The organism is Streptococcus suis (genome assembly GCF_017601095.1).
Taxonomy (GTDB): domain Bacteria; phylum Bacillota; class Bacilli; order Lactobacillales; family Streptococcaceae; genus Streptococcus; species Streptococcus suis_Z.
The window spans coordinates 1-16,425 of the sequence record NZ_JAGFUX010000010.1; the positions used below are offsets into that span (position 1 = coordinate 1).

A 16,425-nucleotide genomic window follows, 5' to 3' on the forward strand; every position below is an offset into this window, starting at 1 on the left:
AAGTTGGTGATTATGATATTGGCATTGTAGCCCATCCCTATTCCTACTATGAAAATGAAGTGGATGAAGATATCTTAGGGATCCCCTATTACTGTAACTGGATTGAAGACTATAAACATTTATTCGGCTTTTCTGTTGCTTGGAAACACTATATATCCGATGAGGATATTTCTATCTGGTTCAATATGTGATACAAATTTTTTACAAAAAGATTAGGCTGGGCTTGGGCCCAGCCTATTTTGTTATTTAAAATACAAGAGTCTCAACCCGTTCAAAATCACCAAAATCGTTGATCCTTCGTGGCCCACCACGCCCAGTGGCAGGTTGATGGACTGGAAGAGGTTGGAAATGATAAGAAGGGCAATGACAGATAGGGCAAAGATGATGTTTTGTTTGATGATGCCCCGCATTTTCTTAGAAAGACGTATGGAGTAAGGAATCCGAGTCAGGTCTTCCATGAGCACGATGTCAGCCGACTCCATAGCGATGTCCGTACCGCTTCCCATTGCATAGCTGACATTGGCTTGAGCCAGGGCGGGAGCGTCGTTGATTCCGTCTCCGACCATGCCGACTGACGCAAACTCGGTTTGTAGTTCTTGGATAACAGCAGCCTTATCCGTCGGCAGACAGTTGGCAATGACTCGATCAATACCGACTTGACTAGCCACGTAAGAAGCCGTCTTTTCTTGGTCGCCCGTCAAGAGAATTGGTGTCACCCCCATCTCTTTCAACTGAGCAATCAGCTGCTTGCTCTCAGGTTTCAAACTATCTTCCACCATGAAGATCGCTGCCAGCACATCATTTTGGCTAACATAGACCAGGGTTTTCCCAGTACTTTCCGCCTCATCAATTTGTGCCAGCAGGTCAGTAGACAGAGGACTCACCAGGCTGTCTACCACAAATCCCGCCTTACCGATTTTCCAGCTGTCGCCCTCATAGCTTGCCACCAAGCCTTTTCCGGTCACATCTTCTAGGCTTTGGAGGGCAATAGCAGAGCTGTCAGCCGTATAGGTCATCAGAGCCTGAGCGATGGGATGGCTAGATTGTTTTTCAACTGCCTGAACAACTTCCTTGATCAGTTTTTCATCGCCAAGATAGGTTACACCTACAACTTCAGGTTTACCAATGGTTAGGGTACCCGTCTTGTCAAAGACGATTGCTTCTAGATTGGCGATATTGTCCGCAATGTCACCACCCTTGATAATCATGCCCTTACGTGCCGCACGGCTGATGGCAGAAAGGGTAGCCGGTGAAGATGAAGCCACAAGTGCACATGGAGAAGCGATGGTCAAGAGAATCATGCCACGGTAAAAGGCGGTCAACCAGTCCCAGCCCAGTGCAAAATGAGCAAAGAGGATAAAGAGCGGTACCACCACCAAGACAACCTTGACATAGGTATCTTCCATATTTTCAATGAAAGTCGCAGTTTTTGATTTGGATTCTTGGGCATTTTCGACCATCTGGACGATTTTATCGAAGAGGGCATCTCCTTTCTCAGCCGTAACTTGAACGGTCACAGTTGGCCCTTGGTTGATGGTGCCGCCGATAACAGCCTGTCCAGCCATTTTCTCCGCAGGGAGCGGCTCGCCTGTAATCATGGATTCGTCAAAGATGGATTGAGGACTGATGAGAGTCGCATCCAGTGGAACCGTGTCGCCCTTACGGACTTGTAGGAGGTCGCCGATGCGAATGGCTGCCGTATCCAAAACAGTGATGTCACCATTTTCCTCGATTTTACGAGCAGTTGGAGGTGTCATGTTCATGAGAGCAGCGATAGCGTTCTTGCTTTTTTCCATGGCCAATTCTTCTAAAGTAGAAGACAGGGAGAAGATGAAGATGAGCAGGGCTCCTTCCATCCAGTAGCCGATGAGGCCAGAGCCGATCGCCGCCAAAATCATGAGGAGGTCAACAGACAGGTGCTTGTCCACAAACAATTCCGTCAGTCCTTCCTTGGCAGACTGGTAGCCGCCGATAACAAAGGCTAGGAGAAAGAAAATGGGAGCTAAGCCTAATTCTGAGTGGAGCAAGAGAATGCCTACTAAGATGAAGAAGAGACAGAGGCTAGTGGTTATGATGTGAAGATGCTGTTTTAGATTGCTTACATGAGTCATAGTTTTATCCTTATTTATAATCATTATCGTTTTGATAAGTTAATTATAACAGTTCTAAATAGAATGTCAAGAGTTTTTTAGAATAATTATAAATAAGATTGTTCAGACAATTCAAAGAAAAAAGAAAAAACAGCCAGTGGCTGCTTTCTAGCTATTGAGTTGACAGTCGGGGCAGATACCATAAATAGATAAGACTTCCTTGGTAATCTTGTAACCCGTTTGTTCGTGGGCTTCGCGTTTGAGGCTAGGAATTTCTACGTCCATGAAGTCGGTAATCTTCCCGCATTTTTCGCAGATGACATTGAGATGTTCATGGCCCATGAAATCATAATAGGTTGTTGTGTCATTGGTCCGCTTGAGTTCAGTGACAAATCCTTCTTCTAAGAGCACTTTGAGATTGTTATAGACAGTTGCCAAACTCATGTTAGGGTAGTTGGGCAGGAGGTCTTTATATATCATTTCAGCACTTGGGTGATCGTCGCTTTCAATGATATAGGCTACAACGGCCTTACGTGTCTCTGTAATGCGAACACCTTTTTCCTTTAAGTGTTGAATAACATGCTCAAAGGCAGTTTGGTTTTCTGCATTCAGGTGAGAATGTAGCTCCATTCCGGCCTCCTTTTCTTTTTATAATAATTCTAATTATTTCCTTCATTATATTCTTTTTTTGGAAAGCTGTCAATGACTGAAGTTGTCACTTCAATCTGTGCTAGGACAGTTGTTGTTTTATAGCCTTGTTTTTCTAAGTTTGCTTGTGCTACAATCAGAACATGACACGATACAAGGCAATTATTTCCTACGACGGCCATGATTTTTCTGGTTTTCAGCGCCAGCCCCATGCTCGTACGGTTCAGGAAGAAATCGAAAAAACGTTAGTAAGATTGAATAGCGGCCAGCCGGTGATAGTGCATGGTGCGGGGCGGACAGACGCAGGAGTGCACGCTTATGGTCAGGTGATTCATTTTGACTTGGCTGGCAGTCGAGAACCTGAGAAGCTCCGCTTTGCCCTAGATACTCAAACCCCTGAGGATATTGATGTGGTTCGGGTGGAGCAGGTGGCGGATGATTTTCATTGCCGCTATGCCAAGCACAGCAAGACTTATGAGTTTTTGGTGGATATTGGGAGGCCTAAGAATCCCATGATGCGGCACTATGCGACCTTTTATCCTTATGATTTGGATTTGAGCTTGATAGAAGAAGCCATTCAGGATTTGGTGGGGACCCATGATTTTACAGGCTTTACGGCTTCAGGGACCTCGGTCGAGGACAAGGTGCGGACCATTACGGCGGCAAGTATGGAATACGACCAGCGGCGGCAGTTCTTGATTTTTACTTTTTCGGGCAACGGTTTTTTGTACAAGCAGGTGCGGAATATGGTTGGGACCTTACTGAAAATTGGTAACGGTCGCATGCCTGTTGGGCAGATTAAAAGGATTTTAGCAGAAAAGGATCGTGGTTTGGCGGGACCGACTGCGGCAGGAAATGGCCTCTATCTAAAGGAGATTATCTATGAAGACTAAGTATATTTTGGCGCTTTCGGGCAACGATATTTTCAGCGGTGGCGGTCTCCATGCGGATCTGACCACCTACGCTGTCCACAAGCTGCATGGCTTTGTGGCCGTGACTTGCTTGACAGCTATGACGGAAAAAGGCTTCGAGGTCATTCCGACAGATGCGGCGGTGTTTGCCCAGCAGCTGGCTAGTTTGAAGGATGTGTCCTTTTCTGCGATTAAGATCGGCTTGCTTCCCACGGTGGACATAGCAGAGCAGGCTTTGGAGTTTATCAAGGCTCACCAGGAGATTCCTGTGGTCTTGGATCCAGTCTTGGTCTGCAAGGAAACGCATGATACTGAGGTCAGCCAGTTGCGAGATGAATTCTTGAAGTTCCTTCCCTATGTCAGCATCATCACGCCAAATCTGGCAGAAGCTCAGCTATTGCTCCAAAAAGACATCAAAACGGTGGAGGAGATGAAGCAGGCGGCAGTAGCCTTGTATGACTTAGGAGCCAAGTCGGTGGTCATCAAGGGGGGCAATCGCTTGGGTGGCCAGCAGGCTGTCGATGTTTTCTACGACGGTCAGGAAGTAGTGGTGCTGGAATCGCCGCTTCTGTCAGAAAACAATGTAGGGGCAGGCTGTACCTTTGCGTCCAGCATTGCCAGTCAGCTCTTGCTGGGTCAAGATCCTTTAGAGGCAGTCAGACTATCCAAGGACTTTGTTCATGCAGCAATTGAAAAATCAGATGATTATGGGGTGATTCAATATGAGAAATAAAAAAACACAAGAATTAGTATTATTAGCCATCTTAACAGCCTTGACCTTGGTCTTGGCCCATGTCCATATACCGACCCTATCAGGCTTTGTCACACTTTTGGATGTGGGAGTTTACTTTACAGCCTTTTACTTGGGCAAGAAAGAAGGAGCTATTGTCGGCGGTTTATCTGGACTCTTGATAGATTTCTTGCTGGGCTATCCCCAGTGGGCATTCTTTAGTTTAGTCTTCCACGGAGCTCAGGGTTATTTTGCTGGTTGGACAGGCAAGAAACGGATCCTCGGTTTAGTCTTGGCTACGCTCTCTATGGTTGGGGGCTACTACCTAGCATCTCGGATTTATTTTAATGACCTCAAAGCCATTGAAAGTGTTTTTGGCAATAGCATGCAAAACTTTGTCGGGATGGGCTTAGGGTTTTCAGTGGCTAAATTAGTTGAGAAAAGTGGAGCTATTGGCTATGTCACTCGATAAGATCAAAGTTCAAACCCAGCAAGTTGTCGAAGAAGTCCTAGAACTCAGCAATCTTCAAAAGGGGCAAATTTTTGTCCTTGGTTTATCTTCTAGTGAGGTCATTGGTGGGCAAATTGGCAAAAATTCTAGTCTGGAAGTTGGTGAGGTGGTTGTTGAAACCATCTTGGAAATCCTGGGGCCAAAAGGTATCTATCTAGCTGTCCAAGGCTGTGAACACCTCAATCGAGCCTTGGTGGTGGAGCGGGAATTGGCAATCCAGAAGGACTTGGAAATAGTCAATGTCTTACCCACCCTGCATGCAGGTGGTTCAGGACAGTTGGCGGCCTTCAAGTATATGAAGGACCCGGTGGAAGTCGAGTTTATCACCGCTCAGGCTGGTGTAGACATCGGCGACACAGCTATCGGCATGCACATCAAGCATGTCCAAGTTCCGATTAGGCCTAGCCTGCGTGAGATTGGTCAGGCCCATGTCACCGCCCTTGCCAGCCGCCCAAAACTAATCGGTGGAGCTCGTGCGGCTTATCAGGAAGATAAGATACGGAAAAATTAATCACAGCCAGAAGGTTGTGATTTTTTTGAATACAAAATCCTTGCCAAGTAGATTTCTTTTTGCTAAACTTGTTCTTGTGGTTGATACAAGTTCAAAGGGAGGATTTCCATGGATACCAAATTTTCAGTAGCTTTGCATATCTTGACCATGATTAGCGAGAGTAGTGATGTCATGACGTCGCAGGCCTTGGCAACCAGTGTCGGTACCAATGCCAGTTATATCCGCAAGGTCATCGCTCTCTTGAAGAATGCAGGCATCATACAGTCCCAGCAGGGCAAGGCTGGCTATGAGTTGAGCAAGGATCCGTCGGACATCAGCCTCCTGGACATCTACTATGCCACCCAGGAAGTCACGCATATCCAGCTCTTTCAGCAGCACCAACACGCCAATCAATCCTGCCCAGTTGGTCGGCACATTGCAGGGGCTGTCCAGCCAATCTTTGCGACCATTGAGCAGGATTTGCAGGATAGATTATCCCAAGAAAGCTTGGCCCAGGTCATTGCTAACTTGTATCAAGAGGCAAAAAAATCCAACTGACTTTTACAAGTCAGTTTCTATTTCGCACAACTTGGACTTGTATCAGATACAAGTCATTTAAAAAGGAGTAAACCATGAAAGCAGCACAACACACATCTTACAACAAAAACAATATCGCACTAAACCTAACAGACATTGCTAAACCGAACATCAAACCAGACCAGGTCCTTGTCAAAGTGACAGCGGCAGGTGTCAATCCTTTGGACAACATGATTTCTCGTGGAGATGTCAAGATGATCGTCCCTTACAAATTGCCACAAACAGCGGGCAATGAGGTCGTTGGCTTGGTGGAAGAAGTCGGCTCAAGCGTGACCAATTTTGCAGTTGGCGACCGTGTCTTTGGTCGTCTTCCCCTCGACACTATCGGTGCCTTTGCCGAGTATGTAGCGGTGGAGGCTGCTGCCCTTGCTAAAGTTCCTGCCTATCTGACAGATGTGGAAGCGGCTGCTGTTCCTCTTACGGCCCTAACTATTATGCAAGCTCTTAACCTCATGGGTGCAGAGGCTGGCAAGACCATTTTCATCTCAGGCGGGACAGGCGGTGTCGGCGGGATGGCCATTCCCATTGCTAAAGCCAAGGGTTTGACGGTTATTACCAACGGTGATGGGGCAAATGCAGAGCGGGTATTGGCGTTGGGTGCCGACCAGTTTATCGACTACAAGACAGAAGATTACACTAAAACCCTCTCCCAAATCGACTATGTACTGGACACACTTGGCGGTGCAGAAACCGAAAAACAAATGTCGATTATGAAAAAAGGCGGTCAGTTGGTTTCCCTCCGTGCTATGCCAAATGGCGAATTTGCCAAACGTATGAACCTACCAAAATGGAAACAATTCCTCTTTGGTTTGGTTGGTCGCAAGTTTGACAAGATGGCGGAAAGCTACGGTGTGCACTACCATTTCATCTTCGTAGAAAGCAATGGTCAACAGCTACAAGAAGTAGCAGATATTTTCAGCAAACTAGAAATCAAACCGTCTATCGATACCGTTTATCCATTTGAAGAAGTCAATGCAGCCTTGGACAAGGTCGCAAACGGTCGCTCATGTGGAAAAACTGTCCTCAGTTTTAAATAGTAGGAGTACTTATGTCTTATATCACAACTAAAAATCAATACATTACTGTCGCGGGCAATCAGATTGCCTACCGTGAACTAGGCAAGGGCAAGTCTAAACTGCCCTTAGTTATGTTAGTCCACTTGGCCGCAACCTTGGATAACTGGGATCCAAAATTGCTAGACTTACTAGCTGAAAAAGAGCATGTCATTGTTCTTGATTTGCCTGGCGTCGGAGCCAGTCAAGGCAAGGTAGCTCCTACTATTCCAGGAATGGCAGAGCAGGCTCATGCTATTATCAAGGCCTTGGGGCATACGAAAATTAACTTACTCGGTCTTTCTATGGGTGGTTTTATTGCCCAAGAAATCGTCCGTCTTGATAGTCAAATGGTTAACCGCTTGATTCTAGCAGGAACAGGTCCTCGTGGTGGTGTAGAAGTCGATAAGGTGACAGGAAAAACCTTCCGCTATATGCTGAAAGCTGGTCTAGAGCGTGTGGATCCAAAACGCTACATCTTCTACAACCATGATAAAGCAGGACTACTGGAAGCTGAAAAAGTTTTGGGGCGTATGGGAGAAAGAAAAGCCGAGTATGCAGACAAGGACATGAACATCCCAGGATTTTTAACACAACTGAAGGCTATCAAACGCTGGGGGAGAGATCCTCAAGAAGATATGGCCTTTATCACGCAACCAACGCTGATCGTCAATGGTGACAAGGATATGCAAGTTCCGACTGAGAACTCTTATATCATGCATGAGAAAATCAAAAACAGCCAACTGATCATCTATCCAAATGCGGGTCACGGATCTATCTTCCAGTACACAGAAGAGTTTTCAAAAGAGTTAATCGCATTTTTGGAGGAATAGTCCCTATTACTCTTGATGATACAAGGCCTGCAAAGTCCCCAAAATCACCCCAGCTTGCTCTTGAAAGAGTTGATTGAGTTACTTGTCATCCTTATCTTTCTTCTGTATAATAATCTAAAACGAAAGGAAATCACATGAATATCAAGGATTTTTACTGGGTACGAGAACCAGAAAACTACCAGATTTCAGATAAGGAAATCAGAATCACAACCCAAGCCCACACAGACTTGTGGCAGAAGACCTACTACCATTTTGTCAATGATAATGCTCCCCTGCTCTTGATGGACACGGAGGAAGAGTATTTTTCCTTTACGGTTAAGACGGATTTTTCCAATAGCCATACTCGTTTCGATCAGTGCGGTGTAGTAGTCTATCAGGACTCGGAAAACTGGATTAAGGGCTCGATTGAGTATGAAAATGAAGATTTTCAGCACTTGGGTAGTGTTGTGACCAATCAGGGCTTTTCAGACTGGGCGACCCAGGAAAGTCCTGCTTCTGTCAAGTCAATTTACTACCGTTTGAGCCGACGGGGCAGCGATTTCTGCATCGAAAACTCTAAAGACGGTGTCCATTTTGAGCAGATGCGGATTTGCCACTTACTTGAAGGCGGCGGGAAAATTCGTTTTGGTATCTATGCCTGTTCACCAGAAGACTCTTCTTTTGAAGCGGTCTTTACAGAAATGACCTTGACAGACTGCAAATGGCTAGCCCATGACGGTCAACAACCCGACTAGAGGATTGGGCAGAAGCTCTGCTATTTCCCAAAAGTCCGTTATAAAATCGTTGAAATCCTTGTCAATTGTGTTATAATGAAGAGTATGCAATAAAATTTTAAGGAGAATGACAGAATGTCTGTATCATTTGAAGCAAAAGAAACAAACCGCGGCGTTTTGACTTTCACAATCGGTCAAGATGCCATCAAACCAGAATTGGACCGCGTTTTCAACAAAGTTAAGAAAGATATCAATCTTCCAGGTTTCCGTAAAGGTCACTTGCCACGTGCCGTATTTAACCAAAAATTTGGTGAAGAAGCACTTTACCAAGATGTTGTAAATGCATTGTTACCAGCAGCTTATGAAGCAGCTGTTGCAGAAGCTGGTCTTGAAGTAGTTGCACAACCAAAAATCGACGTTGTGTCTATGGAAAAAGGTCAAGACTGGACAATCACTGCTGAAGTTGTGACCAAACCTGAAGTAAAATTGGGTGACTACAAAAACTTGGCAGTTTCAGTAGAAGCTACTAAAGAAGTAACAGACGAAGAAGTTGACGCAAAAATCGAAGCTGCACGCAACAACTTGGCTGAATTGGTCATCAAAGAAGGACCAGCAGCTGAAGGCGACACAGTTGTTATCGACTTCGTTGGTTCAATCGACGGTGTAGAATTTGACGGCGGTAAAGGCGAAAACTTCTCACTTGGACTTGGTTCGGGTCAATTCATCCCAGGTTTTGAAGCACAATTGGTAGGCCACGCAGCTGGTGAAGAAGTAAACGTTGAAGTGACTTTCCCAGAAGACTACCAAGCAGCAGACCTTGCTGGTAAACCAGCCCTCTTCGTAACAAAAATCCACGAAGTAAAAGCAAAAGAAGTTCCAGCCTTGGATGACGAATTGGCAAAAGACATCGACGAAGAAGTAGAAACACTTGATGAGTTGAAAGCTAAATACCGCAAAGAATTGGAAGCAGCAAAAGAAGTTGCCTTTGACGATGCAGTTGAATCAGCAGCTCTTGAATTGGCTGTAGAAAACGCTGAAATCGTTGAATTGCCAGAAGAAATGATCCACGAAGAAGTTCACCGTGCGATCAATGAGTTCTTGGGTGGTATGCAACAACAAGGTATCTCACCAGATATGTACTTCCAAATCACTGGTACAACTCGTGATGACCTTCATAAACAATACGAAGCAGATGCTGAAAAACGTACTAAGACTAACTTGGTTGTTGAAGCAGTAGCTAAAGCAGAAGGTTTCGAAGCAACTGAAGAAGAAATCAACAAAGAAATCGAAGACTTGGCAGCAACTTACAAGATGGAAGTGGCACAAGTTCGTAGCTTGCTTTCACCAGAAATGCTCAAACACGACATCGCTGTGAAGAAAGCTGTAGAAGTAATTACTAGCACTGCAACTGTAAAATAATAAATTAGGAAGCCAGTTTAGACTGGTTTCTTTTTTTGTGTTTTTTTTGCTATTTTTTTCACTATAAACTTGACTGGTTAATTATTTTGTGATATAAACTTAACTAATTAATCATTTTCAAAGGAGGAACTATGAAAAAGAAATTATTTAGCTTTCTCTGTTTGGCTTTGACCTGTTTGTTGGCAGCCTGTCAGCTTCAGCCCAAGCCGGAAGAGAAGGAGGGCTTGAACATTGTTACAAGTTTTTACCCGATTTATTCAATGGTCAAGTCTGTTTCAGGCCAGCGCAATCAGGTGCGAATGATCGGTTCGCGGTCGGGTATTCATTCCTATGAGCCGTCTGCTGGCGATGTTCGTGCGATTTATGATGCAGATGTCTTTATTTATCACTCGGGAGTTTTAGAATCCTGGGCTAAGCGTTTGGATCCCAATTTGCAAGGGTCTTCAGTGAAGGTTTTAGAAGCATCTACCAAGTTAGAGTTGATGCGGGTACCTGGTTTGGAAGAGGTAGAAGTGGCGGAAGGTCAGGATCCGGCCAGTCTCTATGATCCCCATACCTGGTTAGATCCTCTTTTAGTTGCTGACGAAGCTAGAGAAATCGCCAAGCTCCTAGGTGAGCAAGATCCAGACCATGCTCAGGGATACGATGAGAATGCAGAAGCATTTGCCAAGGAAGCAGAACAACTCTATCAGACCTATAAGCCAATCTTTGAGAAGGTTACTTCCAAGACCTTTGTGACTCAGCATACGGCTTTTTCTTACCTGGCTCATCGTTTTGGCTTAACGCAATTGGGAATTGCAGGGGTTTCTGAAGAAGAGCCGAGCCCCAAACGGCTAGCAGAAATCAAAGAGTTTGTGGAAGATTATCAGGTGAGGATCATTTTTGTAGAAAAAGGGATGTCCGATAAGATGGCGCAAACCCTTGCTAAAGAAACAGGTGTAGAGCTGAAAGTCTTGGATCCCTTAGAGGCAGACCCAGAAAATGCAGCTTCTTATTTAGAAAATTTAAAAGTGGTGCTTGACACCTTAGCGAAAGAATTAAAGTAGATTGGAGAAGGAATGAAAAAGAAATGGATTCAGCTGGTACTTCCAGCAACGGTTGGTGCAGGTTTGTGTGGCTATTTTTTAGGCCAATATCAAGCCAACTTAAGTACACAACATCAAATCGCCTATGTTGAGTCAGAGGAGCAAGAAGGTGCAGTGGTTACAGAAACCAAGACTCCTGACCAGGTCTCCGCAGAAGAAGGGATTGATGCGGAACAGATTATTGTGAAAATCACAGATCAAGGCTATGTCACATCGCATGGAGACCACTTCCATTATTACAATGGTAAGGTTCCTTTCGATTCTATTTTTAGCGAAGAATTGTTGATGCTTGACCCGAACTATGTTTTGGACCAAAGCCACATCGTTAACGAAGTGAAAAATGGCTATGTTATCAAGGTAGATGGCAAGTATTATGTCTATTTGACCGATTCAAGCAAGCGTGACAACATTCGTACCAAGGAGGAGATTGCTAGTCAGCAGGAAATTACTGGGAAAAAAGCTGAGCAGGGACGGGCGGCTAGTCAAGGAAAAACAGGTCCCTATACCACAGACGATGGCTATGTTTTCAATCCAAATGACGTCATCGAAGATACAGGAGATGGCTATATAGTTCCCCATGGCAGTCATTTCCATTTTATTCCCAAAAAAGATTTGTCGCCAGAAGAACTTAAGGCAGCACAGGCTGTCTGGGCAGGAAAATCTGGACAAGGGAGTCAGTCTAGCCCGACTGAGGCAAGAAGACAAGAAGTAGCTGCTATTGGAGCAGGCCAAGACTTAGCTTCCTTGTTGGCCCAATTGGACCGTACCCCTTTATCTGAGCGTCATGTCGAAGCTGATGGTTTGGTCTTTGATCCAAGAGCTATCAGTAAAAAAACAGCCACCGGTGTAATTGTGCCCCACGGAGATCATTTCCACTTTATTCCTTACAGTCAGATGTCTGCCTTGGAGGAAAAGATTGCCCGAATGATTGGCACAAGTGGTGCAAGCATCGGCCAGGCAAATGGTGGTACTAGACACCAAGCTACTAGTCATCAGGTTCACTCTAATCCAACACCAAGTCCAACCTTGCCAATTAGTCAAACCAAGCCGACAGGAACTGCCAAACAACAAACTCGTATGTGGCAGGGGCGTCCGATAGCTGTTTATGGTAAGGGCTTGGATGGCAAAGCTTACTTCACTAGTGATGGCTATCAATTCAGCAAGGCTTCGATTACCTCTGTTAATGAACATGGTTTAATTGCAAGCCATGGAGATCATTTCCATTATGTTGGCTTTGGTGAATTAGAAGAATTTGAATTGAAGGAAGTTGCAGCATGGTTGGCTGAAAAATCCCAGGCCAATGCTGGTGGCCATTCGACAACGGCTCCATCAAAACCAGTAACCCCTCCAGCGACAGAAGGACAAGGAAACCCTGAAAATCGCCCTGAATTTGACAGTCAGGCAGTCTCACGTAAAGCCAGTCATCAAGGACAGGTGGGCTATTGGATGGAAGTGGATGGCAAGTCTTATTTCTTCGCTCGTCAGGAATTAGATTTGATGAAGATTTCATTTGCTGAATTGCGCTTGATGGAGAAAGATCCGTCCTATCTATTTGATGTCAGCCCTGCTAAAGAGGGGGATTTGACACCGGCTCCGCTTGTGCCAATCCATAAGCTTCCAATGCGTGGTGGAAATGCCACCTATGATACCGGGGAAGTCTTTGTCATTCCGCATATTGACCACATCCATGTCCTGCCATATACCTGGTTGAACAAGGAACAGATTGCGACCATCAAGTACCTCATGCGTCATCCTGAAGTTCGTCCTGCAGCTTGGACCAGCAGCGGTCATAGTCATGATGAAGCCGCAGACCAGTTGGCACCGATTCTCAATGCGACAGCACCAGATAAGAGGGCTGGTTTGAAAAATTGGCAGATTGTCCATACAGCAGAAGAGGTGGGGGCAGCTCGTGCCCAAGGGCGATTTGCGACAGCTGATGGCTATATCTTTGCGGCTGAGGATGTATTGGATCCTAGAAGTTTTGTCTTCCGTGATGCATTTAGTCTGCCACGTGCAGATGATGATAGCCTGCGTTCAGTGAAAAAGAGCGAGCTCTCCAGTCAGGAATTGGCTGCGGTTCAAGCACTATTAGAAAAGCGTGATAGAGATGAGTTGGCCAAACGTGTAACACCGCAAGAGCAACGGAAAGGCTTGAAGAATTGGCAGATTGTCCACAGTTATGAGGAAATTGAAGCTGCCAAGGCGGCTGGTAAATTTACAACCAAGGATGGATACATTTTTGATCCACAAGATGTTGTCGATCCAAAAACCAAGGTTTCTCAAACGGCCTTCCGTATCCCGAGACCAGATGGTTCAGGTTTCTACCGAGTGGAAAAAGCTGCTCTCCATCCGCAAACGGAATTGGCACCAGCAGAAGCCTTGCTAGAGGCAACTCAATCAGCACCTGCCCAGCCTGCAAAACCAACAGAAGCAACAACTCAGCCAAGCACTTCTTCGATTATTGCAACGCCTGCCCAACGCTTCACTCCTGAGGAAACAACAGAGGCAAGCGGTACATCAACAAGCAATCAAGCGCAAGAATCCAAGAGTGAGACTGCTCCATCAAGTGCATCACCATCGGATGCTGAGCCAGTTGCTAAACCAGCTAGCGAAGAGGCAGCTAGCGAACCGGCAGTAGCTGATGAACCAGTTCCAGTCCTGACAGATTCAACTGAAAGCAAGCCAGAGAAGGTACTAGATTCTGTCTCAGAATAAAAAAATAGCTTTTGCACTCCCCGAAATGGTTAGCAAGCACTACCGACCATTTTGGAGGATGTTGGGTTATCCCAGCAAGAAGGTCTAGTTTGGCAAAGCCAACTGGACTTTTCTTTTCTGAAAAAGTGGACTATTCTTTGACTAATTAGCAGTTTTAGCGTAAAATAGAAAGGAAAGACAAAAAAGGAGAAGAGCCTTGGAATTAAACGTATTTGCAGGACAAGAAAAAAGTGAACTTTCCATGATTGAAGTGGCGCGTGCTATTTTGGAAGAACGTGGCCGTGACAATGAAATGTACTTCAATGATTTGGTCAATGAAATTCAAAACTACCTTGAAAAATCAAACAGCGCAATTCGTGCAGCCTTGCCAACCTTCTATTCAGATTTGAATGTGGATGGCAGTTTTATTCCGCTAGGAGAAAACAAATGGGGCCTTCGTTCATGGTATGCAATCGATGAAATCGATGAAGAAGTCATCACCCTTGAAGAAGATGATGAGGATGCACCAAAACGCAAGAAAAAACGTGTCAATGCCTTCATGGATGGTGATGAAGATGCCATCGACTACGGTAATGACGATCCAGAAGATGAAGATGGTTATGACGCTGCTTCTGATTCAAGTTACGATGATGAAAATCCAGACGATGAAAAAGACGAAGTAGAATCATATGACTCAGAGATCAATGAAATCATCACGGATGATGACTTGGTTGATGAAGAAGTTGATTTGAACGAAGAAGACGATGAATTTTCAGAAGACGAGGAAGTCATCGACGAAGCATAGATTTTTCATTGACAAGCCTTTGGTTTTACGATAAGATAATATCGGGCACCTCTTTTGAGGTCGGAGCTCCCTAGTCAATAGGGAGCTATTTTTGTTTTTTCTTCAAGATCGTTAAAAAAACACCCCGTCATTAAGAAGACATCAGAGGAGGAGTTTGCATGACAAAATATATTTTTGTAACAGGTGGCGTCGTGTCATCAATTGGTAAGGGGATTGTGGCAGCAAGTTTGGGCCGCCTCTTGAAAAACAGAGGATTGAAAGTTACCATCCAAAAATTTGATCCCTACATCAATATCGACCCAGGAACCATGAGTCCTTATCAACACGGGGAAGTGTTTGTAACAGATGATGGTGCAGAAACAGACTTGGACCTTGGTCACTATGAGAGATTCATCGACATCAACCTCAACAAGTATTCAAACGTCACAACTGGTAAAATTTACAGCGAAGTCCTTCGCAAAGAACGTAAGGGAGAGTACCTAGGAGCAACGGTACAGGTGATTCCACATATCACGGATGCTTTGAAAGATAAAATTAAACGTGCAGCTCGGACCACCGATGCGGATGTTATCATTACAGAAGTCGGTGGCACGGTCGGAGATATTGAAAGTCTACCCTTCCTTGAAGCCCTCCGTCAGATGAAGGCAGATGTTGGCTCTGATAATGTCATGTATATCCACACCACCCTCTTACCTTTCCTCAAGGCGGCAGGAGAAATGAAAACCAAACCAACCCAGCATTCGGTTAAAGAACTGCGTGGACTTGGTATTCAACCAAATATGTTGGTGATTCGGACAGAACAGCCAGCTGGTCAAGGTATTAAAAATAAACTAGCCCAATTCTGTGATGTGGCACCAGAAGCGGTCATTGAATCATTAGACGTTGAACACCTCTACCAGATTCCACTCAACATGCAGGCACAAAATATGGACCAGATTGTCTGTGACCATTTGAAATTGGATGTGCCACCAGCAGATATGACAGACTGGTCTGCCATGGTTGAAAAGGTTTTGAACCTCAAGAAAACAGTTAAGATTGCCCTTGTTGGAAAATACGTCGAGCTCCAAGATGCCTACATTTCAGTTGTAGAAGCCCTGAAACACTCAGGCTACGCCAACGATGCTGCGATTGAGTTGGATTGGGTCAATGCCAATGACCTGACAGCAGAAAATGTAGCTGACCGACTTGGACAAGCCCAAGGAATCATCGTACCTGGTGGCTTTGGTCAACGCGGTACCGAAGGAAAAATCCAGGCCATTCGCTATGCGCGTGAGAATGATGTGCCTATGTTAGGCGTCTGCTTGGGCATGCAGTTGACCTGTGTGGAATTTGCTCGCCACGTTCTTGGATTAGATGGAGCCAATAGTTTTGAGTTGGATCCAGAAACCAAATACCCAATCATTGACATCATGCGTGATCAAATTGGCGTGGAAGACTTGGGCGGTACCCTCCGCCTTGGCCTCTATCCAAGCAAGCTCAAACGAGGCTCCAAGGCTGCTGCAGCCTATGACAACCAAGAAGTTGTCCAGCGTCGCCACCGCCACCGCTACGAGTTTAACAATGACTTCCGTCAGCAATTTGAAGAAGCTGGTTTTGTCTTCTCTGGTGTATCGCCAGACAACCGCTTGGTTGAGATTGTTGAAATTCCTGAGAACAAGTTCTTTGTGGCCTGTCAGTATCACCCAGAACTCCAATCTCGACCAAATCGTCCTGAAGGACTCTATACTGCCTTTGTCACAGCTGCAGTTGAGAATGAAAGCAAATAAGTATTGACAAGCGCATTTGAGTTGAGCACCCTTAGGATGCTCAACTTTTTGGAGCAAGGCTTGACGAATTGGTGGATTCTG

Annotated in this window: 15 protein-coding genes and 1 pseudogene; 14 read left to right on the forward strand and 2 right to left on the reverse strand. The window is 45.2% G+C overall.

The features are described 5' to 3' along the window. A pseudogene (locus J5566_RS08505) lies at positions 1 to 191 on the forward strand (hypothetical protein); the annotation flags it as partial. Between the two features lie 51 nt (positions 192 to 242). On the opposite strand, the gene J5566_RS08510 reads toward J5566_RS08505, so the two are convergent. Next, positions 243 to 2,111, reverse strand: a complete 1,869-nt coding sequence (locus J5566_RS08510; protein WP_208562934.1) for a heavy metal translocating P-type ATPase — start codon at positions 2,109 to 2,111, stop codon at positions 243 to 245. A gap of 147 nt (positions 2,112 to 2,258) precedes the next feature. Further along, positions 2,259 to 2,720 carry a peroxide-responsive transcriptional repressor PerR gene (perR, locus tag J5566_RS08515; protein WP_172066951.1) on the reverse strand — a complete coding sequence of 154 codons (462 nt, stop codon included), beginning with the start codon at positions 2,718 to 2,720 and terminating at the stop codon, positions 2,259 to 2,261. A 161-nt stretch (positions 2,721 to 2,881) separates the two neighbouring features. Here perR and truA point away from each other — a divergent pair, with 161 nt between their 5' ends. The 13 genes from truA (at position 2,882) to J5566_RS08580 (ending at position 16,344) form a co-directional block, all read left to right on the forward strand. Next, complete coding sequence (gene truA / locus J5566_RS08520; protein ID WP_208562935.1) at positions 2,882 to 3,631, forward strand: tRNA pseudouridine(38-40) synthase TruA; 750 nt, start codon at positions 2,882 to 2,884, stop codon at positions 3,629 to 3,631. Further along, a complete protein-coding gene (locus J5566_RS08525; RefSeq protein ID WP_208562936.1) occupies positions 3,621 to 4,382 on the forward strand; it encodes a bifunctional hydroxymethylpyrimidine kinase/phosphomethylpyrimidine kinase in 762 nt (253 codons plus the stop codon). The genes truA and J5566_RS08525 overlap by 11 nt, the downstream gene beginning before the upstream one ends. Continuing rightward, a complete protein-coding gene (locus tag J5566_RS08530; protein ID WP_208562937.1) occupies positions 4,372 to 4,851 on the forward strand; it encodes an ECF transporter S component in 480 nt (159 codons plus the stop codon). Before J5566_RS08525 ends, J5566_RS08530 begins: the two co-directional genes overlap by 11 nt. Next, on the forward strand, positions 4,838 to 5,401 hold the full coding sequence (locus tag J5566_RS08535; protein WP_208562938.1) for a TIGR01440 family protein: 564 nt from the start codon (positions 4,838 to 4,840) through the stop codon (positions 5,399 to 5,401). The genes J5566_RS08530 and J5566_RS08535 overlap by 14 nt, the downstream gene beginning before the upstream one ends. A 108-nt stretch (positions 5,402 to 5,509) precedes the next feature. Next, on the forward strand, positions 5,510 to 5,938 hold the full coding sequence (locus J5566_RS08540; RefSeq protein WP_172003372.1) for an Rrf2 family transcriptional regulator: 429 nt from the start codon (positions 5,510 to 5,512) through the stop codon (positions 5,936 to 5,938). A 74-nt stretch (positions 5,939 to 6,012) separates the two neighbouring features. Further along, positions 6,013 to 7,014 (forward strand): NADP-dependent oxidoreductase, encoded by a 1,002-nt coding sequence (locus tag J5566_RS08545; protein ID WP_208562939.1) that lies wholly within the window; start codon positions 6,013 to 6,015, stop codon positions 7,012 to 7,014. 11 nt (positions 7,015 to 7,025) lie between these two features. Beyond that, positions 7,026 to 7,862 (forward strand): alpha/beta fold hydrolase, encoded by an 837-nt coding sequence (locus tag J5566_RS08550; protein WP_172095522.1) that lies wholly within the window; start codon positions 7,026 to 7,028, stop codon positions 7,860 to 7,862. 134 nt (positions 7,863 to 7,996) lie between these two features. Further along, positions 7,997 to 8,596, forward strand: a complete 600-nt coding sequence (locus J5566_RS08555) for a DUF1349 domain-containing protein (RefSeq protein WP_208562940.1) — start codon at positions 7,997 to 7,999, stop codon at positions 8,594 to 8,596. Positions 8,597 to 8,710: 114 nt separating this feature from the next. Then, positions 8,711 to 9,994 carry a trigger factor gene (tig, locus tag J5566_RS08560; protein ID WP_208562941.1) on the forward strand — a complete coding sequence of 428 codons (1,284 nt, stop codon included), beginning with the start codon at positions 8,711 to 8,713 and terminating at the stop codon, positions 9,992 to 9,994. A gap of 131 nt (positions 9,995 to 10,125) precedes the next feature. Continuing rightward, the gene (locus J5566_RS08565; RefSeq protein ID WP_208562942.1) at positions 10,126 to 11,040 is read left to right on the forward strand and encodes a metal ABC transporter solute-binding protein, Zn/Mn family; all 915 of its coding nucleotides are present in this window, start codon (positions 10,126 to 10,128) and stop codon (positions 11,038 to 11,040) included. A gap of 12 nt (positions 11,041 to 11,052) precedes the next feature. Continuing rightward, positions 11,053 to 13,794 carry a pneumococcal-type histidine triad protein gene (locus J5566_RS08570; RefSeq protein ID WP_208562943.1) on the forward strand — a complete coding sequence of 914 codons (2,742 nt, stop codon included), beginning with the start codon at positions 11,053 to 11,055 and terminating at the stop codon, positions 13,792 to 13,794. 196 nt (positions 13,795 to 13,990) lie between these two features. Beyond that, positions 13,991 to 14,578, forward strand: a complete 588-nt coding sequence (gene rpoE / locus J5566_RS08575; RefSeq protein ID WP_208562944.1) for a DNA-directed RNA polymerase subunit delta — start codon at positions 13,991 to 13,993, stop codon at positions 14,576 to 14,578. A 158-nt stretch (positions 14,579 to 14,736) separates the two neighbouring features. Beyond that, positions 14,737 to 16,344, forward strand: coding sequence for a CTP synthase (locus J5566_RS08580; protein ID WP_208562945.1), 1,608 nt, complete (start codon positions 14,737 to 14,739; stop codon positions 16,342 to 16,344). The last annotated feature ends 81 nt before the right edge of the window (positions 16,345 to 16,425 follow it).

What these genes read in the sequence shown, in the direction of transcription:
- J5566_RS08535 (WP_208562938.1), top strand. Translation starts at nt 4,838, where the DNA reads ATGTCACTCGATAAGATCAAAGTTCAAACCCAGCAAGTTGTCGAAGAA.
- J5566_RS08555 (WP_208562940.1), top strand. Translation starts at nt 7,997, where the DNA reads ATGAATATCAAGGATTTTTACTGGGTACGAGAACCAGAAAACTACCAG.
- perR (WP_172066951.1), bottom strand. Translation starts at nt 2,720, where the DNA reads ATGGAGCTACATTCTCACCTGAATGCAGAAAACCAAACTGCCTTTGAG.
- J5566_RS08580 (WP_208562945.1), top strand. Translation starts at nt 14,737, where the DNA reads ATGACAAAATATATTTTTGTAACAGGTGGCGTCGTGTCATCAATTGGT.
- truA (WP_208562935.1), top strand. Translation starts at nt 2,882, where the DNA reads ATGACACGATACAAGGCAATTATTTCCTACGACGGCCATGATTTTTCT.
- J5566_RS08540 (WP_172003372.1), top strand. Translation starts at nt 5,510, where the DNA reads ATGGATACCAAATTTTCAGTAGCTTTGCATATCTTGACCATGATTAGC.
- J5566_RS08530 (WP_208562937.1), top strand. Translation starts at nt 4,372, where the DNA reads ATGAGAAATAAAAAAACACAAGAATTAGTATTATTAGCCATCTTAACA.
- tig (WP_208562941.1), top strand. Translation starts at nt 8,711, where the DNA reads ATGTCTGTATCATTTGAAGCAAAAGAAACAAACCGCGGCGTTTTGACT.
- J5566_RS08570 (WP_208562943.1), top strand. Translation starts at nt 11,053, where the DNA reads ATGAAAAAGAAATGGATTCAGCTGGTACTTCCAGCAACGGTTGGTGCA.
- J5566_RS08525 (WP_208562936.1), top strand. Translation starts at nt 3,621, where the DNA reads ATGAAGACTAAGTATATTTTGGCGCTTTCGGGCAACGATATTTTCAGC.
- J5566_RS08545 (WP_208562939.1), top strand. Translation starts at nt 6,013, where the DNA reads ATGAAAGCAGCACAACACACATCTTACAACAAAAACAATATCGCACTA.
- J5566_RS08510 (WP_208562934.1), bottom strand. Translation starts at nt 2,111, where the DNA reads ATGACTCATGTAAGCAATCTAAAACAGCATCTTCACATCATAACCACT.
- J5566_RS08565 (WP_208562942.1), top strand. Translation starts at nt 10,126, where the DNA reads ATGAAAAAGAAATTATTTAGCTTTCTCTGTTTGGCTTTGACCTGTTTG.
- J5566_RS08550 (WP_172095522.1), top strand. Translation starts at nt 7,026, where the DNA reads ATGTCTTATATCACAACTAAAAATCAATACATTACTGTCGCGGGCAAT.